At 32.4% G+C, this 24,770-nt stretch carries 21 protein-coding genes and 2 pseudogenes; 11 read left to right on the forward strand and 12 right to left on the reverse strand.

Going from position 1 to position 24,770, the window contains the following annotated elements:
* Positions 1-134: 134 nt before the first annotated feature.
* The 4 genes from ACTJJH_RS09735 to ACTJJH_RS09750 form a co-directional block, all read right to left on the reverse strand.
* Positions 135-875: a hypothetical protein gene (locus ACTJJH_RS09735; protein ID WP_057078153.1), complete on the reverse strand. Its 741-nt coding sequence runs from the start codon at positions 873-875 to the stop codon at positions 135-137.
* 36 nt (positions 876-911) lie between these two features.
* Complete coding sequence (locus tag ACTJJH_RS09740; RefSeq protein ID WP_281831448.1) at positions 912-1,538, reverse strand: hypothetical protein; 627 nt, start codon at positions 1,536-1,538, stop codon at positions 912-914.
* A 22-nt stretch (positions 1,539-1,560) separates the two neighbouring features.
* Positions 1,561-2,295: a DUF4145 domain-containing protein gene (locus ACTJJH_RS09745; protein ID WP_071543232.1), complete on the reverse strand. Its 735-nt coding sequence runs from the start codon at positions 2,293-2,295 to the stop codon at positions 1,561-1,563.
* 439 nt (positions 2,296-2,734) lie between these two features.
* Positions 2,735-2,968: a helix-turn-helix domain-containing protein gene (locus tag ACTJJH_RS09750; protein WP_440601058.1), complete on the reverse strand. Its 234-nt coding sequence runs from the start codon at positions 2,966-2,968 to the stop codon at positions 2,735-2,737.
* 154 nt (positions 2,969-3,122) lie between these two features.
* On the opposite strand from ACTJJH_RS09750, the gene ACTJJH_RS09755 reads away from it, so the two are divergent.
* Positions 3,123-3,746: a hypothetical protein gene (locus ACTJJH_RS09755; RefSeq protein ID WP_440601059.1), complete on the forward strand. Its 624-nt coding sequence runs from the start codon at positions 3,123-3,125 to the stop codon at positions 3,744-3,746.
* A gap of 52 nt (positions 3,747-3,798) precedes the next feature.
* On the opposite strand, the gene ACTJJH_RS09760 is transcribed toward ACTJJH_RS09755, so the two are convergent.
* Together ACTJJH_RS09760 and ACTJJH_RS09765 are read right to left on the reverse strand one after the other, a co-directional pair.
* Complete coding sequence (locus tag ACTJJH_RS09760; RefSeq protein WP_440601060.1) at positions 3,799-7,506, reverse strand: SIR2 family NAD-dependent protein deacylase; 3,708 nt, start codon at positions 7,504-7,506, stop codon at positions 3,799-3,801.
* Positions 7,507-7,932: 426 nt separating this feature from the next.
* On the reverse strand, positions 7,933-8,799 hold the full coding sequence (locus ACTJJH_RS09765) for a hypothetical protein (protein WP_440601061.1): 867 nt from the start codon (positions 8,797-8,799) through the stop codon (positions 7,933-7,935).
* Between the two features lie 262 nt (positions 8,800-9,061).
* Between ACTJJH_RS09765 and ACTJJH_RS09770 the strand changes: the two genes are divergently transcribed.
* From ACTJJH_RS09770 to ACTJJH_RS09795, 6 genes and pseudogenes are all read left to right on the forward strand, one after another.
* Positions 9,062-10,636 carry a type I restriction-modification system subunit M gene (locus ACTJJH_RS09770; RefSeq protein ID WP_440601062.1) on the forward strand — a complete coding sequence of 525 codons (1,575 nt, stop codon included), beginning with the start codon at positions 9,062-9,064 and terminating at the stop codon, positions 10,634-10,636.
* Positions 10,636-11,112 (forward strand): annotated as a pseudogene (locus ACTJJH_RS09775) (restriction endonuclease subunit S); the annotation flags it as partial. The gene ACTJJH_RS09770 and the pseudogene ACTJJH_RS09775, both read left to right, overlap by 1 nt.
* Positions 11,104-11,838: pseudogene (locus ACTJJH_RS09780) on the forward strand (restriction endonuclease subunit S); the annotation flags it as partial. The pseudogenes ACTJJH_RS09775 and ACTJJH_RS09780, both read left to right, overlap by 9 nt.
* 18 nt (positions 11,839-11,856) lie before the next feature.
* Positions 11,857-12,291 carry a hypothetical protein gene (locus tag ACTJJH_RS09785; RefSeq protein WP_440601063.1) on the forward strand — a complete coding sequence of 145 codons (435 nt, stop codon included), beginning with the start codon at positions 11,857-11,859 and terminating at the stop codon, positions 12,289-12,291.
* Between the two features lie 60 nt (positions 12,292-12,351).
* Positions 12,352-13,263 (forward strand): DUF5655 domain-containing protein, encoded by a 912-nt coding sequence (locus ACTJJH_RS09790; RefSeq protein WP_440601064.1) that lies wholly within the window; start codon positions 12,352-12,354, stop codon positions 13,261-13,263.
* A gap of 125 nt (positions 13,264-13,388) precedes the next feature.
* The gene (locus ACTJJH_RS09795) at positions 13,389-16,295 is read left to right on the forward strand and encodes a type I restriction endonuclease subunit R (RefSeq protein ID WP_440601065.1); all 2,907 of its coding nucleotides are present in this window, start codon (positions 13,389-13,391) and stop codon (positions 16,293-16,295) included.
* 179 nt (positions 16,296-16,474) lie between these two features.
* Here ACTJJH_RS09795 and ACTJJH_RS09800 read toward each other — a convergent pair whose 3' ends face one another.
* From ACTJJH_RS09800 to ACTJJH_RS09810, 3 genes are all read right to left on the reverse strand, one after another.
* Positions 16,475-16,957 carry a hypothetical protein gene (locus ACTJJH_RS09800; RefSeq protein WP_440601066.1) on the reverse strand — a complete coding sequence of 161 codons (483 nt, stop codon included), beginning with the start codon at positions 16,955-16,957 and terminating at the stop codon, positions 16,475-16,477.
* Positions 16,958-17,069: 112 nt separating this feature from the next.
* Complete coding sequence (locus ACTJJH_RS09805; RefSeq protein ID WP_440601067.1) at positions 17,070-17,597, reverse strand: hypothetical protein; 528 nt, start codon at positions 17,595-17,597, stop codon at positions 17,070-17,072.
* A 128-nt stretch (positions 17,598-17,725) separates the two neighbouring features.
* A complete protein-coding gene (locus tag ACTJJH_RS09810; RefSeq protein ID WP_130173831.1) occupies positions 17,726-18,214 on the reverse strand; it encodes a hypothetical protein in 489 nt (162 codons plus the stop codon).
* 341 nt (positions 18,215-18,555) lie between these two features.
* Here ACTJJH_RS09810 and ACTJJH_RS09815 point away from each other — a divergent pair, with 341 nt between their 5' ends.
* The 4 genes from ACTJJH_RS09815 to ACTJJH_RS09830 are packed head-to-tail and all read left to right on the forward strand — an operon-like array spanning position 18,556 to position 20,623.
* Positions 18,556-18,984 (forward strand): PAAR domain-containing protein, encoded by a 429-nt coding sequence (locus tag ACTJJH_RS09815; protein ID WP_130173829.1) that lies wholly within the window; start codon positions 18,556-18,558, stop codon positions 18,982-18,984.
* A 17-nt stretch (positions 18,985-19,001) separates the two neighbouring features.
* Positions 19,002-19,520, forward strand: coding sequence for a PAAR domain-containing protein (locus tag ACTJJH_RS09820; protein ID WP_044101119.1), 519 nt, complete (start codon positions 19,002-19,004; stop codon positions 19,518-19,520).
* Between the two features lie 8 nt (positions 19,521-19,528).
* Positions 19,529-20,185, forward strand: coding sequence for a hypothetical protein (locus ACTJJH_RS09825; RefSeq protein ID WP_044101118.1), 657 nt, complete (start codon positions 19,529-19,531; stop codon positions 20,183-20,185).
* Positions 20,186-20,194: 9 nt separating this feature from the next.
* Positions 20,195-20,623 carry a hypothetical protein gene (locus ACTJJH_RS09830; RefSeq protein WP_044101117.1) on the forward strand — a complete coding sequence of 143 codons (429 nt, stop codon included), beginning with the start codon at positions 20,195-20,197 and terminating at the stop codon, positions 20,621-20,623.
* Between the two features lie 272 nt (positions 20,624-20,895).
* Here ACTJJH_RS09830 and ACTJJH_RS09835 read toward each other — a convergent pair whose 3' ends face one another.
* The 3 genes from ACTJJH_RS09835 to ACTJJH_RS09845 all read right to left on the reverse strand — a co-directional run bounded on the left by ACTJJH_RS09835 (position 20,896) and on the right by ACTJJH_RS09845 (position 24,627).
* Positions 20,896-21,180, reverse strand: a complete 285-nt coding sequence (locus ACTJJH_RS09835) for a hypothetical protein (RefSeq protein ID WP_130173827.1) — start codon at positions 21,178-21,180, stop codon at positions 20,896-20,898.
* A gap of 636 nt (positions 21,181-21,816) precedes the next feature.
* Entirely contained in the window at positions 21,817-23,163 is a 1,347-nt protein-coding gene (locus tag ACTJJH_RS09840) for an OprD family outer membrane porin (RefSeq protein WP_440601068.1), read from the reverse strand.
* 78 nt (positions 23,164-23,241) lie between these two features.
* Positions 23,242-24,627, reverse strand: a complete 1,386-nt coding sequence (locus ACTJJH_RS09845) for an MFS transporter (RefSeq protein ID WP_191899657.1) — start codon at positions 24,625-24,627, stop codon at positions 23,242-23,244.
* Between the last annotated feature and the right edge of the window lie 143 nt (positions 24,628-24,770).

Below are 24,770 nucleotides of genomic sequence, written 5' to 3' on the forward strand. Positions count from 1 at the left end.
ATTTTCTTTTTCTGCATGACTATGTACGAGAGGTATATGTAAATAAAAGACGACATATCGAGTTATTAGAAAAATCTAGAGTTTGAATCAGCAAAACTTAAAATTATTTTCTATAATTTGCGAAGTTAATATACTTATTTCCAAACTGTTCCATTTAGTCGAATATCTATTTCAGCGGTCTCATGAATAATGTCTAAGTCAAAAATTTTTATAACAATTATATTGTTATATTGTTTTCCATACTTTCCAAAGTAGTAAACTATTAAGCAAAACTCTACACTCTTATTTTTTAATAATTCATCCCAGTAATTTTTACTTAAATAAAATTTAGTTTGATAACCGCTATCAGCTTTAATTTCATATTTTGAGTCTAATTGTTCCTTTGAGATAGGATCTATCAACTCTATATGCTTTGCATCGCCACCTTGAAAAAAAAGTTCAAAGCTAATTTGAATTATATCTTCATAAGTATCATTGCCATGCCTATCTGGGCTTGCTTCTTTATCTAATTTTATAGAATTCTTCTTTAAAAATAAAAAGGGCTGAACTGAAAAATCTCTTGCTTCAATTTCTTTCTTCTGATTATTAACTAGATTAGTAAGCTCATGTGCTTGTAACGATAAAGCTTGTGTATTTTGTTGTAATTCTTTGCTTTGTTGAATATATCCAAGATATAAAAATAGAAATGCCAGAGGTGCAAAGATACCTGCTAAAAAATCGCCTAGTTCATTAGAATTTAAAAAACGATTTTCTCCTCCAGCTTGTATTGAATACAAAGTATATATAGTAATAAAAACTACATAAGAAAGTACGATCCAGAAAATCCATCTTTTATAAAAAGGTTTATTTGCTGGAGGAGTAGGCTGATTAAACAAAAATTTCTCCATATCAATCTGATGTTTAAAATATTATTATTTTTTTAAATACTTAAATTCAGTTTTACCTGCTACTACCCAATGCTCTATATTTTGCTGTGAGGAATCTAACATTTCAATATCTTTACTGATTTCTTTACTAATTTCAGTTAAATAAGTAATAGCTGTACTAATCACTTTTTCTAGAAAGATTAGAAATCTATTAAAATCAGGTGGATATAATAAATCTGTTTCTGAATCAAAGACCTTGTGTTTACCATCTTGATCTACATAGGTATTAATGGCTGTTTCTAGTATACAAATATTGTAAAAATATATATTTTTAGCTTCATCAATTTCATTTAATAAATACCTCATTTCAGGTTTCCACTGTATGGCCACAGTAAGTAAGTCAGGTTGTATATGCCCCGCGTATTTATTTCTTAAATATTGAATAAATTCAAATTCTTTAGAGGTACTTTTATAAAGAGCCGATAAAGAATTATTATTTTTATAAATATTTCTAATGATTCTTTCAAAATCTACTAGATTCGAGATAGCCACAAATGTTTTCTTTAATAAAATAATAGTGGACATATCATGTGTATAACCATTATTTCTTAATTGTCGGTCTACTTCTACTAAATCTGCTTTAAGAATTTTAGATATTATAAATTTTTCCATAAATAAATTTTCACTTATCAAACTATGATTGACGTCTCTGCTGTCTTCTTTCTTTTGCTAGTTGAACTCGTGCAGGTTGTGTATAAACATGCTCCAAGAACTCATAGGTAAAATCAAACAAATCATCTGCTTCATATTGACCAATATTTCCATCGTGAGCACCATCATTGCCATCATCCTTAATACAACGTGATAATTCTTCAAGATTTTTATGAAGAATATTATGCTCAAAAATCCAGCTTAAACGAGTGTGAATAGATTTTTTATTATCTCTAGTGGGTTTTAAACTCTCATTTAATTCAAGAATTTTTTTAGTAACAATATCGAGACATAACCGGAACATCGCAGCTGAAGCATTAAAACAACCAATTGAAAGGCATTTAGATGCTTCAATAAAGATATCTTCAATATCTTTAGGTAAATGATCAGGTGGTGTCAAATATGTTTTTAAAATCGGTTGATATCTAAAATTACTGAAATGATCATTTAGGTGAGCATCTTTTTGGTCGATAAAATTCCTTAATTTATCTCCTACATAAATATATCTATCCTCGTAAGATAGAGCTTCAGCTGCAAGCCCCTGATGAACACTACTGTCAACGTCAGCTTTAATAATCATTACAGAGGTACAAGATCTACATATTGAAAAAAACTCCCATTCCCAAAAATCATTTGCTAAATTTGAATAATAACCTTTAACATCAAAAGTACTATGCTTCGCTGAGCAATTAGGACAGTCGAAAATAAGTGTACCCATAATTTCACCCCATATTATTTGAAATTTTTACATGTTTATTAGGTATAAGTAACTAATATTTAAGAAAAGTGAGTAGGTCTACTTTATCAAGGATATACTCTCTAAACAATTAGCTTATTAAAAGTAAAATCATGCTTTTATATGTATAACTAAACTAAACTATTTTACTAATTGCATCAGTTAGATTGGTATATATTAATAAAAATATATTTTAATAATACCTAACATACCCCCCATCCAGTAAAGCAGAAAAAGAGCTTCGGTTTCCCATCAGGGGGCGGGGTATAACAATATGAATCTGAAAAATTTTTTTCCTTAAGCTTGAGCCAGCAGGGCCTGCTGTAGATGTAAAATATAAAAAAATACGCTATCAATTATAGATTCGATAAGAGGACATAGCATCAACACTACGTGATAGTAGATTCCTATAATCTAATAACTATTTATTTCTTAAATTATTATCAAAAAAACATTCTATAGGGATATCTAAAGTATCTGCAATTTTATAAATATTTAATAAGGAAATATTTCTTTGACCTCTTTCTACACCGCTTAAGTAACTCCGAGCTAAGCCACTCTCAAGGGCGAGCTTTTCTTGAGAAATACCATTTTGCTTTCGGAGCTCGGCTAAACGTATACCGAACTCTTGGAGGCGATAAGAGTCTTTATCCATATACTACTTTTACAAATAAAAAGAATCCTATCTTTTACACTTCTATAAGGACACGCTTTATAAGTTCACGCTATATAAGTACACTCACTATAAGTGACATTTTGGGGAATTTGATCTATTCTTAAACATTAATTCAGTACTAATGGGGCTGTAGATGAATAGAGAGAAAAATGAAAAAACCGTAATGGGTGGCGTATTGTTAATTGTAGTTTTTGCTATTTATGTTTTTGGAATTGTGCATACAGCAACTTACTATTCTAGCGATAAGGCTTTCACCACTTTTTTAATACCTCCCTATGGTGTTTATATGGGAATAAAAGGAATGTTTGGAATTAAGCAAGAGCCTCAATTTCAACAGACTAATAGAAGATTCGAGGAAAAAAAAATTATTGATGGGACAAACAATTCTTCAGATGAAAATAAGCAAGTGTATGAAACTAATAGTAAAATTAATAATCGCGAGTCAATGGAAAGTGCTATTAAAAGAATGAATGAGGGATTGCCAAGATCAGATGGTCTATATCGTTTAGACAAGGTAGAAGTCGTAAATGACTATACATATGGCTATCATGGAACATTATTAAATATTCCTACATATACTAATGAGTTTGAAAATTATCCTTTACAATTAAAACAACTAGCTGTGAACAGTACCTGTTCAGATCCACAGGGACAAATAGCAGCTAAGTCAGGTTCACATGCTATATATTACAATTATGCTTTAGATGGTTCATTCCTTTTTAGTGTTGAAGTGACACCAGCTGATTGTGGTTATTAGAAAAAATGATCTAGTAATTTTTCTTTGTTTAGATTACTAGATCATAATATTATTAAAAACTAATATTGCTTACTTCGGGTAGAGGGTCATTTTTACCTTCCTCTAACCATTGTTTGATGATAATAGATTCTGAAAAAATTGTTTTTGAAATTGTATAAGCTAATTTATAACAATTTAACCTAATGATAGGGACATGCTCAGGATCTTTCTGTTTTACTTTATAGTCTGTTTCTATGAGTAAGTATTCTAATCCTTCAAGAACATATTTGGATATTATATTTTGTTGATCTTGAGAGCCATTTTTAAATATAGAGGTAGCTGCTAGTAATGCTTGTGGAAGATTATTTCTGCGACGAGTAGATATAGCTAGTCCAATCTCTCTTATTAAATCTTCAACAGGGAATTCAATATTATTTACTATATCTTTAAATGACATCTCTATCCATAGATATAAACCATACATAGCATATTTGGCTTGTTCTTCATTATCAGATATTAGCCCTTTTCTTATAAAACTATGAAGCTCATTTTTTTGAATTTTAGAATCTTTTAATAAAAAACCAATTAAATGATAACAGTAAATTCCAGAATTACATAAAGTGTACATATTAGTAAAAATTTTCTTGATTAATTCTTTTGAAGGATGAATATTCATTAATATATATCTTAATGAAATAAATATATCTTGAAATTCTTTAGTCGGATCATAGAATTGATACATGATTTCATTTGGATCATATTCATCTAGAGTCTTAATAACAATGTCTATCCAACTTATCAAATTTATATTAAATATTTCTTGATCCTCATCAGTAATTTCTAAAACTTGTATGGAATTGGAAATTTCAAAAATAAAATTGGTGATATCTTTTTTGTTTTCAAAAATTTTAAAATAACGTTTTTTAAATATATCTATTGCTAAATCTTTATCTATTAATGGTGAGATAATATAGTTGTAATCAAAAAGATTCGTGTCTAAAGGAAAGTGTTCGTCTGTTAAGATATCATTTTTCCATAAATATTCAGAAATAAGAGATTTTTGATTTTTAGTAAGAATTTCTGAAATTAAAATATAGCGAAGACAAGCCTCCCATCTTGGTCTTCCTGTTTGTTTTAAACCAGAAACTATTATATTAATTATTTTGTGAATTTTATCTTTATGTGTTTTATTGGTTTTTAATATGATAGTTGTTTTATTATCATAAATAATATTATATAAGTTGAACAATAGATCACTTTGACTATCTATTGGAAGTTCTAATAAAGAATAAATTCTTTCTGACCTAATTTCTTGTGAACTAGCTTCCCAACATCTTTTTAAATAGTTATATAGTGGTTTTTTTAACCATAGATGTTTAAACAAATTTATATTATTTATTAAAGCTATACATTGATCTAGATGGTCATCAAGTTCTCTATTACGTAATCTAATTACTAAGCGAGAAAGAATTTCTAAACAGCTTCTAATATAACTTATCCAAAATAAATCTGGTGTTTGATTATACTTTTGAACTACATAATTTAATAAATTATTAACCTGATTAATTAAATTATCTAGTTCATCTTTTTCTAGACAAGCTATACTTACTCTTGAGTAAATATTATTTATTAACTTATCATCGTCAAGAGGTTGAAGCCTTATTACTAAACGCATTGCAAGCTTAAGATTTATAAGTTCATAATTGCTAATAACTGATCCAATTAAATCTATACCTACTTTAAAGTTATTTAATCTAAGAGGGAGTCCTGCTACTTCAGTTAAAAGAATACACTGATATGCACTACAAATTGATTGGTATTTATAATTATTAATTCTTAAAGTTTCTCCTCTTTTTTTATATAAGTCAAAGTTAGGGTTAGATATTTTTTCATTATCTTCTCTTCTTTTGTTTAAATTATTAATAAATTTTGAAATTTGATCATTTGTATTACAATAAGATAATGCCAATTGATCTTGTCTCTCAGAGAGGTTGAACTTTTTTATTTTTAATAAATCATATACTTCCTGGTTATTAAAGTTTAATGCTGGGATACTTAAGAGGGCCCATCCTTCACGGGAAGAATTAGTATATTTATTAGATTTATCAGGATTTTTCTTTAAAATAGTAAAGCCTTTGATAATTAAGTTTCTAGCATAATAGGTTAAGTTAAGTTCAAGAAGAAGAGATGCTTTTCTAAACATCCATATAGGGTCACTGTTTTCTACATTCCAAATTTCTAAATTTTTTTCGAGATTTATAAAATCTAGATTAATTAATTGCCATTGACATCTTTCATGAATTAAGTAATTTTTTATTTCAATTGAATAGCTTTCAAATAAATTGATATCTAATAGCTTATTATTAAAAGCTTCATCATCTAGTGCTAGACGACTGGTAGTTAAAGAGTACAACGAGTTATTAATATACCCTAACTGTATTTTGCTCCATTCACTAGTTTTTGAAACACCATTAATTGTTTTCTCTGTAAAGTTAATTTTTTTTGCAAAAGTACACCATTTTTTATCAATCTCCTGAGGAAGAGGCACTAATTTGATCTGATAGAGCCATATGATTTCGGTTAAAAATTTAAATTTCTCATCATCAGAAAGGTCATCATATTTAAATAAAAACTCATTTTCCCAATATTGTATTGATAAATCTAAAATAGGATGCTTCTCAATTGGTAGTACAATCCAGTCTGGATATATACTTCTATTGTGTTCCCATATCTCTAGAATTTCCCGAAATTTTTCTAAAGATATCGGATCTGAAAGACCTATTCTAGAATCACTTTTAGGCGTATTTTGTATATTTTTTTCGATTGGATATAAATAATCATTTATAACAGAATCAGTATAGTTATGAGTAGATGGCCAATACTTACTTTTATATGATTGACCATATTGTAAGGTTTTAATAATCCATTCTGTAGCATATTGATGACGCAAATGTTCTGGCCATTCATGAGCTTTGGGATGATTAGCTATGTCTATTGGCACAACATTATTATTTTCTAGCATTCTTCTTCTATGCGGGGAGAGGCCTAACCAACCTGCTAAATAAATCTTAGGTGCTGAATCACCTAAATTATCACGGACCCAACCTGACCATTGTAAGAAGTTAGGATCATCCCCAGAAAATCCTAATAATAGTACTGTTGATTCCATCATAATTTGCTGAACGGTATTAACAAATGGAGCAAATTTTTTAGGATATGTTCTATAGTCTTCTTCTGTAAAAATAAATGGTATATGTGAAGGTACAGTTCCATGTAACTTTATTATACGAGGAGAAGGGGTACAAGATAATTCATCCACTGTACGAACAATACTATAAGATCTTTCTGGTATTTCTAATTGCGTTCTCTCAAGTAGCGTATCCCAATTTGTTGTTAAAACTTCTCTCCATGGTAGCTCTAATAATTGATAATGGAGTTCGGATGGTTGATGTTCTAAGTCTGGTACAGATTCTTGAATGAAGTTATGAAGACTTCCTCTTCCGAAAGCAATTTCATACTCTTGAGCTAATCTTAAAAAACCACTTGTGCCTGAAGCTTCTGATAAAGCCTGCTTTAATCTAGTTTGTTCTGAAGGAGGATAGAGTTTAGAGCATAAGTTTTTAGCTACCTGAGACCAAAGAGGGAACTTCTTTGCGGATGGACTAATAGGGTTAGCATTTAAGCTGAAACCTGCCCCTATCATCACTGATGCACCACCACAACTAGTATCCCATAATAAATCTCTTATATGATTAATATGACTTTGGTCAGGAATACTCATAGACTATCACTCATCTTCAATTATTTAATAAATTTATAATTTTAAAGTTTATTGTTCAATAGTTACCTGAAAATTAAGAAAAAAATAAAGTCTATTTATACTCCTTTTATGAATAACATTGGCTGGGGTATTAGAGAGTAATAAAAAGATTTTTGTATCCCAATTTGTATCCCTCAAAATTAAATATTTTTTTAGTTTTTATAAATCAATATAATATGATTTGAGTTCAATTGTCGCCATCCCACCAAAATTCGTGAAAAGCCCCAAATATTAATTATTTGGGGCTTTTTATTATCTAAAAAATATAGCTTCTATTGAGCTTATTGATGTAAAAAATAAAACTACTTCTACTATACCAATAAGGAATTTAACGAAGGTAATAAGGAATCTTTATGGAGTCGAATGTGTCAAATTGGCAGTTTATTACTAATTAGAATTAATTATTTCATTAAAATCATTAACGCTTTTTAGGAAGGGAGTTTTTATCATATTAGCTTTTAGTCCTTTTTCTTTTGCAAGATTTCCTATACCGTAATCTTGACCTATATAGTCTTCTTTTTCATTGATAAGAGAGAGAATATAATCTTTTGCTTGATTAACTTGCTTAAATTGGAATATGTCTTTCATTTCAAAAAAAATCTTATTTAATGAATTAATAAGCTCATTTAATATTGTAAAAATACAAAATGTCTCTTCCTTTAATAATAAATTTTCTTTAACTTTTTTCCCCCAGCCATCATAGTTTTTAAGTAGATCATCTCTGTTGAAATGAAATTTTGAAGTAACTTGTGGTGACTTTGATTCATCACGGATGTATTGTAGAGAGAACTCAAATTTTGGAATACTGCAATGTTGAATATAGTTTCTTAATTTATAGCAAAAAGAATATGAAAAATTATTATCAAATTCCTCTGCTTGAACTTTTTTAAAAAAAATAAATTCATTAGATTTCTGACCAAAATCTCTTTTTATACTAGTTTCGAGATGTTCAAGCATAGTTTTAAATGCTGCTAATATATTTATTAATCCTTTTCCAAATATTCTATTAATTTTTATAAAATCGATACTTGCAATGTGTGATTTCTCAGTGCTTAAACTATTTGTATATAATGAAAATTCATTGCTAAATGAATTGCAGTTTTCATGAATACAATAAAGTAAAAAAAATCTTTCATCAAATTTTTCTAGAATGTTTTCAAATTTTTTGATGGATTTGATAGTTTCTAAATCTAGTTCCTTAATTTCAGAAATATCATTTTTTTTAAAACTAATTAATTTTAAAGCCTGACTCATAATTAACCTGATGTTTTAAGTGAATTTAACCTAATTATTTATTATAGGTAAGTTTATTCTATTATAGAAAGTATATTTTACTATTTTTATAGTTATGATTATTAAGATAAATGAATCATTTTTTAAAACAAGCTTTAAGAGGAATTGGAACGTCAATTTATGTCGTTATTGTAGTTTTATGATAAAATTTTACTTAAAAAAAATGAATAAATATGCCAAAGTAACTGCCATTCTAAAATGATGATTTTGGTTACTTTTTAACATGACTCAAGTACAGCTCCAAGAACTGCAAAAACAACTTTGGAATATTGCCAACACCTTACGTGGCAAAATGGGTGCAGATGAATTTCGTGACTATATTTTAGGTCTCATTTTCTATAAATATTTGTCTGAAAAAGTGTTAAATAGTGCTAATGCCGAGCTTGCTGATGAAGGAGTTGAATTTCCAGATTTAGATGCTAGTAATGAAGAGCATCAAGAATTCTTAGAAGCCCTTAAACAAGAAAGTTTAGAAAATATGGGCTACTTTCTTGAGCCAAATCAGTTGTTTCATAGTATCGCTGAGCGTGCAAAGAAAGAAGAATTTATTCTAGATGACCTAATTCAGACATTAAAAAGTATTGAACAAAGCACGCAAGATGCTGAATCGGCAGATGACTTTGCTCATTTATTCGAAGACCTCGATTTAACTTCTACTAAGTTAGGTAACAACGCCAACGACCGTAATGAGTTGATTGCCAAAGTAATCATTCATTTAGACGCCATTGATTTTGATATTTCTAATACAGAATCGGATGTATTGGGTGATGCTTACGAATATTTAATTGGTGAGTTTGCTTCTGGTGCGGGTAAGAAAGCAGGGGAGTTTTATACTCCACAAATGGTTTCGACCTTACTTGCTCGTATTGTCACACAAGGCAAAGAACGCCTACGTAGTGTGTATGACCCAACATGTGGTTCAGGTTCTTTATTGTTACGTGTAAAGCGTGAAGTCGGAAATCATGTCGATGCGATCTATGGTCAAGAGATGAACCGTACCACGTACAACTTGGCACGTATGAACATGATTTTGCATGATGTTCATTTTTCTAAGTTTGATATTCGCCAAGAAGATACTTTAAAAAAACCTCAGCACTTAGATAAAAAATTCGATGCAATTGTGGCGAATCCTCCATTTTCAGCGAAGTGGTCAGCAGATCCGTTGTTTATGAATGATGAGCGCTTCAAGTCTTATGGCAAACTTGCGCCAAGTTCTAAAGCAGATATGGCTTTTGTTCAGCACATGCTGTACCAGTTGGATGAGCAAGGCACAATGGCAGTGGTACTTCCACATGGTGTGTTGTTCCGTGGTTCAAGTGAGGGCCATATTCGTCAGTTCATGATTGAGCAGATGAATGTGATTGATACTATTATTGGTTTACCTGCCAATATTTTCTACGGTACATCTATTCCGACCTGTATTTTGGTACTCAAGAAAAACCGAGAGCATACAGACAATATTTTGTTTATTGATGCCAGCAATGAGTTTGAGAAAAAGAAAAATCAAAACAAATTATTGCCTGAGCATTTAGACAATATTATTGGAGCATATGAAAATCGCCAAAATATTGATAAATACGCGCATGTGGCAAGCTTACAAGAAGTTAAAGATAATGACTTTAACCTGAATATTCCACGTTATGTTGACACTTTTGAAGCTGATGATGAGATTGATCTAGATGCGATTGCGCAAGCTCTGCAAGCTTTAGAAGTAGAAAGCCAAAAAACTGATGTAGTGATTAATGATTTCTGTAAAGAACTGGGGATTGCTTCGCCATTTACGGAGGTGGTGAAGTAATGGTTACTCCGAAGTTACGTTTTAAAGAATTTGCTGGGAATTGGTGTATATCACCTTTAAAAAATCTTTGTAAAATTAATCAAGGATTGCAAATTGCGATTGAGGATCGTTTTCTAGAAGATGGTGAAAATAGGTTTTTTTACATTACAAATGAATTTCTCAGAGAGGGTGCTAAAAAAAGCTATTTTATAGAGAATCCACCTATCTCAGTAAGATGCAAATTAGAAGATATTTTGATGACTAGAACAGGAAATACTGGTCAGGTAGTTACTAATGTTGAAGGTGCATTTCACAATAACTTTTTTAAAATTGATTTTGATAGAGAGCAGATTGATAAAAACTTTTTTGTTGAGTTTTTAAGAAAAAATACAACTCAGCATTTGATTCTGAAATATGCAGGTGCATCTACGATCCCCGATCTTAATCACTCAGATTTTTATCGTATTCAGATGCCTATAACTTCAATAGAAGAACAAACCAAAATCGCTTCTTTTCTTTCCGCCGTGGATGAAAAGATTAGCCAATTGACTCAAAAACATGAACTGCTGAGCCAATATAAACAGGGCATGATGCAAAAGCTGTTTAGTCAGCAGATTCGTTTTAAGGCAGATGATGGAAGTGAGTTTGATGAGTGGGAAGAGTTGCCACTTTCTCAGCTTTCTGAAAAAGCGATGTATGGGATGAATGCCTCAGCTACAGAGTATGATGGTCTAAATAAATATCTGAGAATTACTGATATCTGTGAGCGATCTAATAAGTTCAAATTTGATAATCTCACATCACCGAATGCAATTTTAGAAGAAAAATATAAATTGAATTATGGTGATTTGTTATTTGCTCGAACAGGTGCAAGTGTAGGGAAAAGCTATTTATATAGTGTTAAAGATGGAGATACATATTTTGCTGGATTCTTAATCAAATTTTCTTTGAAACTACAAGTAGTGCATCCATATTTCATTTTTGTTCAAACATTAACTAAAGACTTTGATAAATGGATTGTTACTAATTCTATGAGATCAGGACAGCCTGGTATAAATGCAGAAGAGTATTCAGGTTATATTTTTCAAGTGCCTTGTCTCGAAGAACAAACTAAAATCGCAAATTTCCTTTCCTCGATTGACCAAAAAATTGAAGTTGTAGCACAACAAATTGAACAAGCCAAACAGTGGAAAAAGGGTTTGTTGCAGCAGATGTTTGTGTAAATATAAAAGGTAGAGATCATGAAAAAACTATTGAGAAAAGTAACTTTGCTTTCAACACTTCTTTTTATGAGTAATTTAAGTTTTGCCGATACATTTAACTTTGAAAAAATAGATATTAATCAAATTACTCTCAATGAGATCATGAAAAATGTCTATAAGATGAAAGATAGTGAATATCAAATTTCCAATAAGCCTAACCAAGTCATAGTGAAAGGTAATCCACAAGTTTTATTGACGATGTGGCCTACAACGGAGTATCAAAATATTCAGGGTAAAATACGCTATGAGGTGGTTTTAGAAATTGATGAGTTGGTGAATGGAAAGCCTAAAAAATACGAAGAATGTGCCCAAAATGTCGATGCTTTTACTTTTGCAAAAGATATAGATAAGGGTAAATATACTTTAGTGGGAATGTCATTACAAAGTTCAGTCTGTACGTTTAAAGATAATTAAGTATTAAGATATAGAGCTTTTCAAATATAAAATTAATAGATTTATGAGCGAACTAAATAAATGCAGATTTATCGTACCCAAGACCAAAAGCTTGTTGAGTTAACAGAAGCTCCTTTTCGCTTAGAAAAAGAGATTCAAACAGTTTTTGAGAACAACCTTTACGAGTTTACAGGTCTAGAGTTTATTAAATCTGAGTTCACGATTAAAAGTAATCGTATTGATACGCTCGCTTTTGACCCTGAAAGTAAAGCATTTGTAATTATTGAATACAAACGTGACCGTAACTATAGCGTGATAGATCAAGGTATTTCTTACTTAAATCTAATGCTTGAATATAAAGCAGATTTTATTGTCGAATATAACGAAAGTCAGGCTAAAAATTTAAAGAGACAAGATGTTGATTGGTCGCAAAGTCGAATTATTTTTGTTTCACCAAGCTTTACTGACTTTCAAAAACAATCGACTAACTTTAAAAATTTAGGTATCGAGCTTTGGGAAATTAAACGTTATGAAGGGGGAATTATTTCAATTAACCCGATGCAAAAAACCAAATCTGCGCCATCAATTAAACAAGTTCAAACAGAAAGCTCTAAAGAGATAAAAACGATTTCAAAAGAAATTAAACAATATGATGAAGATTATCATCTAGCAGATAAATCAGATGATATTAAAGAACTTTATGAGCAGTTCAGAGATTCAATTTTAGGCTTAACTACAGATTTAGATGTTTACCCTAAAAAAATGTATATCGCATTCCGTAAAGGAAAACGAAACTATGTTTATATGAGTATAGGCACAAAACAAATCCGTATTTGGTTAAATATGCCTTTTGAATCATTAGATGACCCGAAGAAGATTGCAAGAGATGTAAGCAATATCGGGCATTGGGGAAATGGAGACTGTGAAATCGTTGTTTCAAATACTGAAAATCTAGAATATATTTTGAGCCTTATTAAGCAACTCTTAAAGTAGAAAACTTTATCTTAAAAACTATTTTATATTTTTGTCTTATGGAACAGCAGTTTAATAAATGCTATTTTATTATAGGGTAATCGGTATAAATCAGTAATTAATAAACAAAGTTAAGAGATTGAATAGTGTCTACACAAAAAGAGCTGGAATTAGAAGCTTTACTTATACAACAACTAGAAACTTTAGGTTATGAACGTGTCCAGCTTCGTAATGAAACAACGCTATTAGAAAATCTTAAAAGAAAAATTCAGCAACTTAATAAAATTGAAAAACCATTTTCAGATTCAGAGTGGAAGCAAATCTGGCATTACTTGAGTAATGAAACCACAGTATTTAAAAAAGCAGAGCTATTACGCAATCGCTGCCCAGTCAAATTCGACGATGGATCTGTAAGACATGTACATTTTATTAGTGAAGATGTTCAAGAAAATAGTTTTCAGGTATCGAACCAAGTTGTAGCGGATCACCGAGATTTAAACGGACGTACTAGCCGTTTTGATGTTACGTTGTTGATTAATGGCTTTCCATTAGTACAAATTGAGATTAAAAAATCTGGTGTAGAACTTAAAAAGGCCTTTGAGCAAACATTAGAGTATGCCAAAACAGCCTATAAATCAGGCGAAGGTTTATTTGGCTTTATTCAATTTTTTGTGATTAGCAATGGTGTAAATTGCTTGTACTATGCAAATGGTACACAAAGTATTGAGTTTGCTTTCCCATGGACAGATGAAAAAAATAAAAAAGTTAATGATTTAGGTAAATTCACTAATACTTTTTTAGACCCGCAACATCTGACCAAAATGTTGATGCAATATATTGTTATGCATCAGTCGACTCAAAGTTTAATGATCTTACGTCCATATCAGATTTATGCCGTAGAAAAGATTATTGAACATGTTAAAACTTCACCAGACAATGCTTATATTTGGCATACCACAGGTTCGGGCAAAACACTGACTTCCTTTAAAGCCAGTCAGTTACTCATTAAACAGCCAGAAATACAGCGAGTTATCTTTGTAGTCGACCGTAAAGATTTAGACGGTCAAACCGCAGAAGAGTTTAATAAGTTTCGTGAAAACAGTGTAGACAGTACAACCAATACAGCAAACTTAGTTAAACAACTGCGTTCTTTAGATAATCGTTTGGTCGTGACAACCATTCAGAAATTGAACAATGCAATTTCAAATGACCGTTATGAAGATGAAATGGCTTTTCTAAAAGATCAAAAAGTTATTTTTATTTTTGATGAATGTCATCGTAGCCAGTTTGGTGAAACGCATCAAAAAATTAAAAAGTTCTTTAAAAATGCGCAAATGTTTGGTTTTACAGGAACACCAATTTTTGAAAAAAATGGCCACACCATAAGTGGGGAAAAATTTACCACTGAATATTTATTTCCAAAGCTATTACATAAATATGTGATTGTAGATGCCATTAACGATGGCAATGTCTTACCGTTTAACATCGATTATTTAGGACGTTTCGTACATAAAAATCCAGAAGCACAAGAAGAAAAAATAGAATCAATTGATAAAAGAGAACTTTTTGAAAATGAACGCCGAATTGAAAAAATTGTACGTGAAGTAATTGCAACACATGCTAGCAAAACCAATCAGCGTGAATTTAATGCAATGTTTTGTGTATCTTCAGTTCCAGCACTCATTCAATATTACGATAAATTTGAAAAAATGCAGGCTGAGCTACTAGAAAAAGCGCAACAAAATAATGAGCTTTATCAACCTCTCAATATCGCAACCATATTTTCTTATGCACAATCTTCAGCACAGCAACCTAGTGAAGTTGATGATGATTTTATTGCAGAGGAAGAAGTTGATGCGCCGAAACAAGTTGATGAGTTTGCAGAGAAGAAATTAACCCAATATATCGCAAATTATAATCAAACTTTTAATACTAACTATAGTCTTGGTTCAGGATTTTACGATTATTATCAAAATATTAGTAGTCGAGTTAAGGCCTACGGTACAGATAAAAATAAAGGTAAAGAAATTGATATTTTACTTGTCGTAAACATGTTTTTGACGGGGTTTGATTCAAAACGACTTAATACTCTTTATGTTGATAAAAATTTAAAACATCATGGTTTAATTCAAGCTTTTTCACGTACCAATCGAGTCTATGGTCAGACAAAGCCTTTTGGAAATATCGTGTGCTTCCGTAATCTTAAGCAAGCGACTGATGATGCATTGATTATGTTTTCTGATAAAGAAGCAAAGAATGTTGTCGTTGTTAGCCCTTATGAGCAAGTAATACAACTCTATGAATCAGCAGTAAATAATTTATTAAACATTACACCGACATGCCAGTCTGTTGATGACTTATATGGAGAAAGTGAAAAAGAATCGTTTGTGTATGCCTTCCGTGATGTAATGAGGCTAAACAATCGTTTAAAAATGTATTCAGAATACGATCAAGATGCTACTTCTTTCACAAAACAAGATTTTGAAAACTATTCATCAAAATATAAAGATCTAGCATTTAACTACCAAATGAGGCCGAACTTAGCTGAAAAAACTTCAGTACTAGATGAAGTCGATTTCCAGCTCGATTTATTGTTTAGTGATCGAGTTAATGTAGATTACATTTTAAAATTACTTAAACTTATTATTAATTCTAAAAATCAGGAACAGAAGGACAGTAGAGTCAAACAGCTTAAGGATTTATTGAATAATAATATTTCTTTATACGATAAGCGTGATTTGATTGAAAAATTTATCAATGAGCAAATTCCTAAAATGGTAACAGGGGAAACTGTACAAGAAGCCTTTGCCGCATTTTGGGATATGGAAAAACATCGTGCCTATGATATTTTCTGTAATGAAGAGCAGCTAAAGAAAGATGAGTTCAATAAAGTTGCAGATAATTTTGAATTTACAGAGCGTTTACCACTCATTCATGAAATTAAAGAACTACCGATAAAAAAACCGCCATTAGGAAGAAAGCGAGCAATATATTATGCGGACTTACATACCAAGACGAATGGATTGTTAAGTCGCTTTGATTTGAAAATATAAATCTTTCTACTCGCTTGTAGCGGTTACGAAAATTCTAAATATAGCAGTGAACGATTAATATTTTAGATTTCGCTCATCCTTTTGGGGAAGATGGTGAATGGAATCATTGGGGATTAAGTTAGGTAGTTTTAAAAATTGCTACTTTTCTTTATTAATCAAGTGGCTTTTTTATTGACTCATTATTTACGGCAATCATCAGGTCCTAACTCATCTTTGGTATATGTAGAATTTATTTTTTTTAACCAGACTTGCTCTTTTGAGTTAAGCCAATCATAAATATCTTTATAGTGATCTTGTTCTTTGGGTGAGATTACATCTTTAGTTTCACGTACAAATTTCGCCATCCAGCAGATTTCATTCAACTTACGAGTATTCAAACTTTCTTCAATAATGTAACCATTTCCAGCTCCTTCCTCAAAAGCTTTTAATATATTTGCATTTGTTAATGTTGCATAAACTAATGATTTAGTGACATCACTATTTTTTTCTTGAAGAGCATATCTATATACTCTGTAATTTGTAATTATTATGTTGACTGCGCCACGTCCTGCATTAACTAAAGCTTCTCTATCACTATTTATCTGGGAATTTGCACAACCATTCATAAAAAGCATAAACAGAAGAGCACAGATAAATTTAACATAAGTTCTGTTTACTAACATTGTGTGGATCTCCGAGGGGTTCTCTGAGTTATTTTTATTATTTGAATCAGTTGGGGTAATTTACGTTAATTCACTTTAGAAAAAGCCTTCAACATTCAGGGCCTTTCCTCGCTTAGATTAATTTTTTACATTCAATATCATTTAACGGTGAATCAGTTTTCATGATGATTTTTTCAATTTTGGGTTGAAGTATCAAAGCCTCTTTTGAAAGTTCTTTCGCTTTAGCTGATATCCCACTTCCGCTTTTTTCTTTAAGTTTTATATATTTTTCGATGTATTTATTACTTACACATAATGAATCTAAAGCATCAATTGACATCTTACTTTTTTGACCCGAAGCCATTAAATCTAGATCATCATTAAGCTTTAAATTTAAAGAATCGTATGTTGTATTGACTGCATACATTAAAAAAGTGGCATAACTTAGCAACTGATCATTAGTTTGAGTTACCTTGTTAACTTCATTGTATGCTGCTTTATATAAGGATTTTGTGTAATAAAGCTGATTAAACTGGGCATAGAGTGATGCTTCATATGCTTGGGTTATATCAGCTTCAGTAATTCCATGTTTTTGAGAGCGGACTTGGCTACATGCTACCGTTAAAAGAGACAATAAAATAATACAAAGTTTAGATTTCACAATTAATTAACCATTTCTTATTCAGGCAGGGAATAACTAGATTTAGCTATAACTAATTTATAAAATTAGCTATTAAAAGTTCCTTTTAATTGGAGCTTTATATAGTAATATTTAATTAATATTTTCAACTATTTACAAACTTGCTGAAAAGTTGCTAAAGACTTGTCTTTGCTATCTCTTAGCTTGATAATTTCATTTCTTGCTTCGTATAGTTGCCTAACACTTTTCTTGGTGTCTTCGGTGATATTGGCTTTATATCGCTCATCCATATTATTTATATAGTTTTGCATGTAGACGGTCAGCCAACAGACATCGTTGAGGTCGGTATAATCAAACTTGTTCTTATCTAAGCCAGTTAACCAATTACCATACTCATCATTCAGTAGACTTTGTGCAGTTCTTACCTTTACAAAAGTATTTTTGAAAATAATCTCTTTTAGAGCAGGCTCTTGTTTCACGTCTTTATTGGCTTCCAAAATCAACTTTCTATTATCAGTAACGTAATTCTTAAAGTCCTTTTGAATAAATGTATCTACATCCTCTTTTTCAGATGCTTTACATCCATTGAAGCCAACCAAAAGAAGCGGTGCTAAAAATATTAATATCGTTTTCTTCATATTATTACTCGTGACTAGAAACTACTGAGCGGCGGTGTATATTGATATTGTCGTATAAACTGCGATACAGTAGCACTATCATACGGATAATTAAATACTTTTTTATACATCCTCATTAATAGGTATGGTCGATTATTAACATGAATAGGCTAAACTAATTAAAAGATATCTCTTAAAAGAGGAGTCTTTCATAAAGAAATCTTCTATTGACATAAAGATGACTTACTCTGAAATTTTAAATAATTTTCTAAGATACTAATCCTATATGGTTACATATAACTTATTTTTTAGTTTAAGTAAGTTTTGATATTATTGTATTGAAAATTAGAGCAGGAACTATAATGACAAGTCCTATTTTTTTACAAGACCTTCCTATTGAACAATTAGAAAAGCTTTCAAAAAATGATATTCAAAAGATTTCTAATGCTGAAACACTCTATTGGAATAATAAACCTCATATTATTTACTACGTGGCTGTGCATGGTGCTAAAACTCAGAACAATGGTTTAGTTAATGTATCTTCTACTAATACGAAAATTAAAGGATTATCTATTGCCCGTGTTGGAGATGAAGTTATTTATGCAGATGGCACAACCTCCAAAATCATCTCTGGTGCTGGTACAGCATGTATTGTTGATGGATCACCAGTAGCTCTAGTAGGCAGTCGATTAGATAATGGGGATGAAATTATTGAGAGTCCTAATACTACTATTGCGATCAGAATTTACAAAGACCAGCCCTTACCTCAAAACTTTTTGAGTCATGACTAATTTTTAAGGTATAGGCTATGGCTAAAGGTTTTGCGATTCACAATGCTATTACTGATCATGGTGGAGTTGTTCCATCTACGCAATCGAGAAGTTCTCAAATGGGGAATTTGTTTGTTAGAGCTGGTGATGGTCATATGTGCCCTAAATGCAGGTGTTGGTCAGTAGTTATTAAAAGTCATGACCATGTGATTTTTGATGGTAAACCAGTAGCATATGTGGGTGATAAATTATCATGTGGTGCAACGATTCAACCACAACAGTCTCATGTTGTAGGGGAAAGTGGTAGTCCTTATTCTGGAAAGGATAGTAATCCTCAAAGCCAAAAATATGATGAACAATTGAAAATTACTTTTAATGATGAAACAGATGAATTACTTAAATACTTTGATTGTCGAGTCAAAATTGGCGAAAATTTCAGAAATGCAAACTTAGATATCACTGGTAAAACAAATAGGTTTTACACTGAAGGAAAAGAACCTATTACTGAAATTGAGTTAACACTAAAAGATAATATTATTTACTTTGATGAACTGTAGGAGGGTTTATGGGATTATATGAACAAAAGAAAACATTATCTGATATTTTTACAAATACAAAAAAAGGAAGTATTCAAGAAGTAAAACTCAGCTTACCCAATCGTCCCCTTACTTCTGGTGAGGTGAAACTTGTACAATCAGTATATAAAAATAGTATTGATTGCTCTAAAATTAAAATATATTTAGGTAGTTATTTTCCGTTTGATGCACAAGATGTTGATACTTTAGTGACACCTAATGGTAATGTTTATGTAATGCAAAAATTATATAAAAGTGATTATAGTACTGAAACAGATGATTTTAAAAAAATTTTTCTTCATGAAATGGGTCATGTTTGGCAACACCAAAAAAAGTTAAAAGTATTAATTCATGCGGGAGCAGTTCAAGCATGTGCCAGATTAAAGAGTACCAATCCTAATGATTACAATATCTTCGAAACAAAAAAATATCCTTCGAAAATAATGCCTAACTTAGTTGAGACACTTCCGAAAAAATTTGTTGATTATAACTTAGAACAGCAAGCTGAAATGGTCTCCGATTATTGGGCTATTCAGCATGGTGGAATGGGTTTATTAAGCAAGAATAATAAAGCTAACATTAAAAACCATAATTTAACGCAAGTTATAGAGCTTTATAAAACAAAAATTGAGGAAGCTTTAAGCTAGGATATAAATATGGATATTATAAATAGTATTAAGTTGATTTTTATTTCATCTTTAATTTTACTCAGCTCAGGATGTTCTATCTTAAAAAGTGAACCTCAACTAACTGGTTCAATTGAGTCAAAAAATCTACTATTCAGTTTCAAAAATAAAGATATAGTTATTTTAGCCTATCAAGTTAATAGTTTAGAAGAGTTTGAGAAAGATGGTTTAACTTATAAAAATATTCTTAAATATCAAAATTATGAAGGTTTTAAGGAAATCTCAATTGAAGATTATAAAAAGAAAAATATTCTAGATAATCATGCCTATTATTTAATAGTGACAAAAGAAGGAACAGTCTTACAAACCTTTGGGTTTTGTATTAAAGATAAAACTGTCTATCTTCAAGAGGACAAAAAGGATGATCAAGGTTTTACAAACAAATGCCACAATTTATAAAGATATTTTCTAGTTCATCAAATACTCTTTTATCTTTTTTGAAGATTCTAAGTTTCAGTATTTTTAAAATTTATTTTCTATCATTTCAAGAGAAGTAAGTAAGAATGACATTGATATAATATATTGATTTTTTTAGATATTGTTTGGATAGTTTTAAATATAAATAATATAACTTTCCAAGGCCCCCGTGCCACAACAGAACTTTAATTTTTTGCGCTGATTTAAAGTCATCCACCATTGCGACACAGAGATAAGGGAGCTAAGCCAAAAGTTTAGCCCATGTCTTCTTTATCGCACCGCCGCATCACACTAAAAAAAGTAGGGGCAAAGTCCTGTGGGAGAGCAGGACTTTGCAAACTGACATGTTCTAGGCGTTGCATGAGCTTAGGTGAATACACTTGTTCAAGCCGTTGGTAAATACAGTCGCAACTGGCTGGGGTGTGCCCACCAGACAGGCAAATTTCTTCAAAATCCTGCTGAGTGTGGAGGTCACAACCCGAAACGCTGTAATCACCGATCACTAGGCCTAAAACCAAAATAGTTTTATAAAATTTCATATTATTCTCGTAATGATTGGAGATATATCAATGAGAAAAAAATAAACCGCTATATTTAAAGTATTAAAATCATTTAAAAAGGGAATAGTTAACCCGCCTGAAATGCAGGAAAATAAAATGATTAAAATTTTAAAATAAAATTATTTATAAATTTAAAATATTTTAGGTGAGAGAAATCCTAAATTTTAAATAAATAAAATTACGAGAGAGGATAGGGGATTAATATAAAAAATGTCATGGTCAACTCCTAGAATGTATGGAGCTCTACCACCAAAGATCACCGTCAATTGATTATGGTGGTAGAACGAAAGGGGGTTAGCAGACTGGGATCCAAGGAACCAGCACGCGCGAGCGCGTCCCCCTCCCGTCCTACCGCAAAGAAAAGGGACGCAAGGGTCTAACGACTTATAGTGGAACTATAACCCGCCATGGATCTACGGTCTGCTAAAACCGACTGGCAATGTAGGCCAGCGGGACCATAATAATCATAAGTTTTTAACAGGTCAATTCAATTTAAATAAAATATTATAAAAATTTTAAATATAAATTTATATTTTAATTAAACTCAAAAGTTAATATATTTAAAGCCGTAAATTAATAAAAATAATAAAGCTAAACTAAACGTTTAGCCTGCTCTTAAAATGTATAACGGTAATTAATAAATACACGGTGCTGGTCCCAATCTTTCCGAGACATACCATTTATTTTTTCACCTAGGTTTGCATTTTCAAACTTTGACTCATAATGTAAAAATGAATAACGCACATCTAAGTTTTTCACCCACGGCAAGGCATAACTCACCGTAAAGTCAAAGTAACGCTCTTTACCTTCAATATCACTGCTGATATTACTTTGGTGAGCACCAAAGCCATAAATGTACTTCGCCTCGGTTTTCAAACCTTTCACGTAGTCTTTCCAGTTATATTTCAAGCGAAGGGCAACAGCGGTTTCATCGTTATTGGTAAAGTCAGGGCCAATGGTCGCAGAGGTCGGAAATGGGTTGGTGCCGTGGTCTTGCGTTAAAACCGAGTTGCGGGCGGAGTGCACGGCAAAGTTATCTTCAATCCAAAAACCATCAAACTTTGAAACGGCAATGCCACCTTCGAGATTATTCTTAGCCACATTTACATCGACAAAATAACCATTCCCACGGTTGTTAATGTCTTGACCTTTGACACAGTCTAGCTCGGTTTCGGCACCGCATTTAAACAGCTTGCCATCGTCACGTGAGAAAAAAGCACCTGTGTTAAATGTCCACACCAAGCCATGCAAAGGCAATTTATATTGAGCAATCGCCCCGTACTTTTTTAAATAATCTTTGCTGTTTAAATATTCGGCATTTACGCTCCAGTTTTTGTACTGATACTTGGCACCGAGCAAACCGACATAATCAATGCGCTCGTCATTTTCAGTCACCAGTTTTTCAAAAGAGTCCATGCTGCGCGGTTTCCAGCGGTCATAGTAAGCAATGTAAGTCTGTAGCTGATCATTTAGTTGAAACTGCCCACTCGCACCCGAAAAAGTATCGGGCACCGCGCGATTATTGGTGCTTTTAAGTAATAGCGAGTCTTGAAACTGGCGGCCTAATTTAATTTCGCCTTTGTCGCCGAGTTTTGCTTTGATGTAGAGCTGACCTAAAGTTGCAAAGTTTTGATCAAGCTTGCCGTTATTTTCAACTTCTAAAAGCTGAGCGCTAGGCTTGCCAGAGTCAAATAACTTGGTGACTGCATAGAGTGAGCCATCTACCCCAAGCCAGTCCCCAAAGTAAGGGGACTGATAATTTAACTCAAGCCCTAAAGCGCTTTGTTCATATTCACTCGACGAAGGCGAAGGGTTGGCAAGCGTAGGGTGGGCAGTGCCTTCATCGTTCCAGTAACGGGTGTTGAGTTTTAATTCTAACTTGCCAAATTCTTGAGGAAACTCTGCATATGCATTGCTCACACTGCCTAAACCAATACAGCCCCATAGCAAATATTTATTCATTTTAAATTCCTTTTTTAAGCATGAATAAGCCCTTTGCCTAACGCTTAGGTTAGGCAAGCTTTTTATGAAATGGATGAATTAAGGAGAGAGTTTTTCGAGCACTTGGCCTTTGGTTTCAATGGCAAACAAGAAGGTCACTAGACCACCAATGAGTGCCACAACGGCAAGCACACTAAACACATATTGAATGCCATAACCCCCAACTACGAGGCCCACCATAACAGGCCCAATTGCAGAGCCGGCACGTAACCAAGCGGTACTAAAACCAATGCCCATGGCACGTAGGCGAGTAGGATAAAGTTCGGCAGCGTAAAGGTATAAAGAGAATGAAATGGTCTGCAAAATGGCATAGCTAATCGTTGCGAAAATTACAACTTCCATGGCCGATTTTGCGCCTAAAACCGAGAGGCTCATGAGTGGAATAATCGCTAAGAAAAACGCTGCACTGTACCAAGGGCGGCGGCCAACTTTATCAATCATTAAGGCACAGATAATAGAGGCAATCACACCCACGCCCGAAGTAATCCAGCCATAACCTAAACTGGTTTGAAGCGACAAGCCAAAGTGTTGTTTGTAAAGAGATGGCAGCCAAGTCACCATGGCATTGTTCACCATATACACACAAAACCACATGCCCCACAGGGTAAAGGTACGTTTGCGGTAGATGCCACGGAACAGCTCGCGCCAGTCGGTTTTTGCCATGCCTTGCGGATTAATTTCTTTAACTACTGGTTCAGGCAAAGTTTTACCGCTTTTGATGGCACCGTCTTCAAAGCTTTTGACCACTTGATCGGCTTCTTTAAAGCGGCCTTTTGAAGCAAGCCAGCGTGGTGACTCAGGCAAGAAAAACCGTAAAGGAATGACCAGTAATGATGGAACGAGCCCCACAATAAACATGACTTTCCAGCCGTAAATGGGCATCAGGAAAAATGCTGCCATGCCTGCAAACATAAGACCAAGTGGGAATAAAACTTCATAGAGCAAGAAAAACTTACCGCGCTTTTCTGCACCAATAAACTCGTTAATATAGGCACTCGCAACAGGCACTTCGCCACCTGTGCCAACACCTTGTAAGAAACGGAAAATTAACAGCGACATTCCGCTCCACGCAAACAGACAGGAAATGTCCATTGCCACAAACAGTAAAATGGTAAAAGACAGCACTTTTAAACGACCGACTTTTTCGGCAAGAGAACCAAAGAAGATTGCACCGACCAGTTGCCCGACATAGCCTGCGGCAATAATCGCACCGACATAGGCAGGCGTCAGGTGCCATTCGGTAATGAGTTGGGGTAAAGCAAAGGCAATCGCAAGAACAGTATAAGCGTCAAAAAAGGTCGCTATACCAATGGTTATACGCATAAATTGCAATCGACCAGTGACAGGTAGCCGTTCGAGTCTTGCAATAATTTCCGCATTTTTTTGATGATGACTAATTTGTTCTACATCCGCTAGATTTGTCATCTTCTATCTCCTTATTACTACATTCCTCGTAGTTTTTTTGTTCTATTTCGCACTACCTGTTCACCACAGTTTGCATGCTTTTTATTATTGTTTTTAAGAGACATGCCCGATGTTTGGCCTCAGGCAGCGTACAGGAAAAAAAG

Source organism: Acinetobacter sp. 22301, from assembly GCF_052045285.1.
Lineage (GTDB): Bacteria > Pseudomonadota > Gammaproteobacteria > Pseudomonadales > Moraxellaceae > Acinetobacter > Acinetobacter pittii.

Coding starts and splice junctions, on each gene's coding strand:
- ACTJJH_RS09790 (WP_440601064.1), top strand. CDS start 12,352: ATGCAGATTTATCGTACCCAAGACCAAAAGCTTGTTGAGTTAACAGAA.
- ACTJJH_RS09765 (WP_440601061.1), bottom strand. CDS start 8,799: ATGAGTCAGGCTTTAAAATTAATTAGTTTTAAAAAAAATGATATTTCT.
- ACTJJH_RS09760 (WP_440601060.1), bottom strand. CDS start 7,506: ATGAGTATTCCTGACCAAAGTCATATTAATCATATAAGAGATTTATTA.
- ACTJJH_RS09800 (WP_440601066.1), bottom strand. CDS start 16,957: ATGTTAGTAAACAGAACTTATGTTAAATTTATCTGTGCTCTTCTGTTT.
- ACTJJH_RS09810 (WP_130173831.1), bottom strand. CDS start 18,214: ATGAAGAAAACGATATTAATATTTTTAGCACCGCTTCTTTTGGTTGGC.
- ACTJJH_RS09840 (WP_440601068.1), bottom strand. CDS start 23,163: ATGAATAAATATTTGCTATGGGGCTGTATTGGTTTAGGCAGTGTGAGC.
- ACTJJH_RS09755 (WP_440601059.1), top strand. CDS start 3,123: ATGAATAGAGAGAAAAATGAAAAAACCGTAATGGGTGGCGTATTGTTA.
- ACTJJH_RS09835 (WP_130173827.1), bottom strand. CDS start 21,180: ATGAAATTTTATAAAACTATTTTGGTTTTAGGCCTAGTGATCGGTGAT.
- ACTJJH_RS09770 (WP_440601062.1), top strand. CDS start 9,062: ATGACTCAAGTACAGCTCCAAGAACTGCAAAAACAACTTTGGAATATT.
- ACTJJH_RS09825 (WP_044101118.1), top strand. CDS start 19,529: ATGGGATTATATGAACAAAAGAAAACATTATCTGATATTTTTACAAAT.
- ACTJJH_RS09750 (WP_440601058.1), bottom strand. CDS start 2,968: ATGGATAAAGACTCTTATCGCCTCCAAGAGTTCGGTATACGTTTAGCC.
- ACTJJH_RS09745 (WP_071543232.1), bottom strand. CDS start 2,295: ATGGGTACACTTATTTTCGACTGTCCTAATTGCTCAGCGAAGCATAGT.
- ACTJJH_RS09785 (WP_440601063.1), top strand. CDS start 11,857: ATGAAAAAACTATTGAGAAAAGTAACTTTGCTTTCAACACTTCTTTTT.
- ACTJJH_RS09740 (WP_281831448.1), bottom strand. CDS start 1,538: ATGGAAAAATTTATAATATCTAAAATTCTTAAAGCAGATTTAGTAGAA.
- ACTJJH_RS09845 (WP_191899657.1), bottom strand. CDS start 24,627: ATGACAAATCTAGCGGATGTAGAACAAATTAGTCATCATCAAAAAAAT.
- ACTJJH_RS09830 (WP_044101117.1), top strand. CDS start 20,195: ATGGATATTATAAATAGTATTAAGTTGATTTTTATTTCATCTTTAATT.
- ACTJJH_RS09820 (WP_044101119.1), top strand. CDS start 19,002: ATGGCTAAAGGTTTTGCGATTCACAATGCTATTACTGATCATGGTGGA.
- ACTJJH_RS09815 (WP_130173829.1), top strand. CDS start 18,556: ATGACAAGTCCTATTTTTTTACAAGACCTTCCTATTGAACAATTAGAA.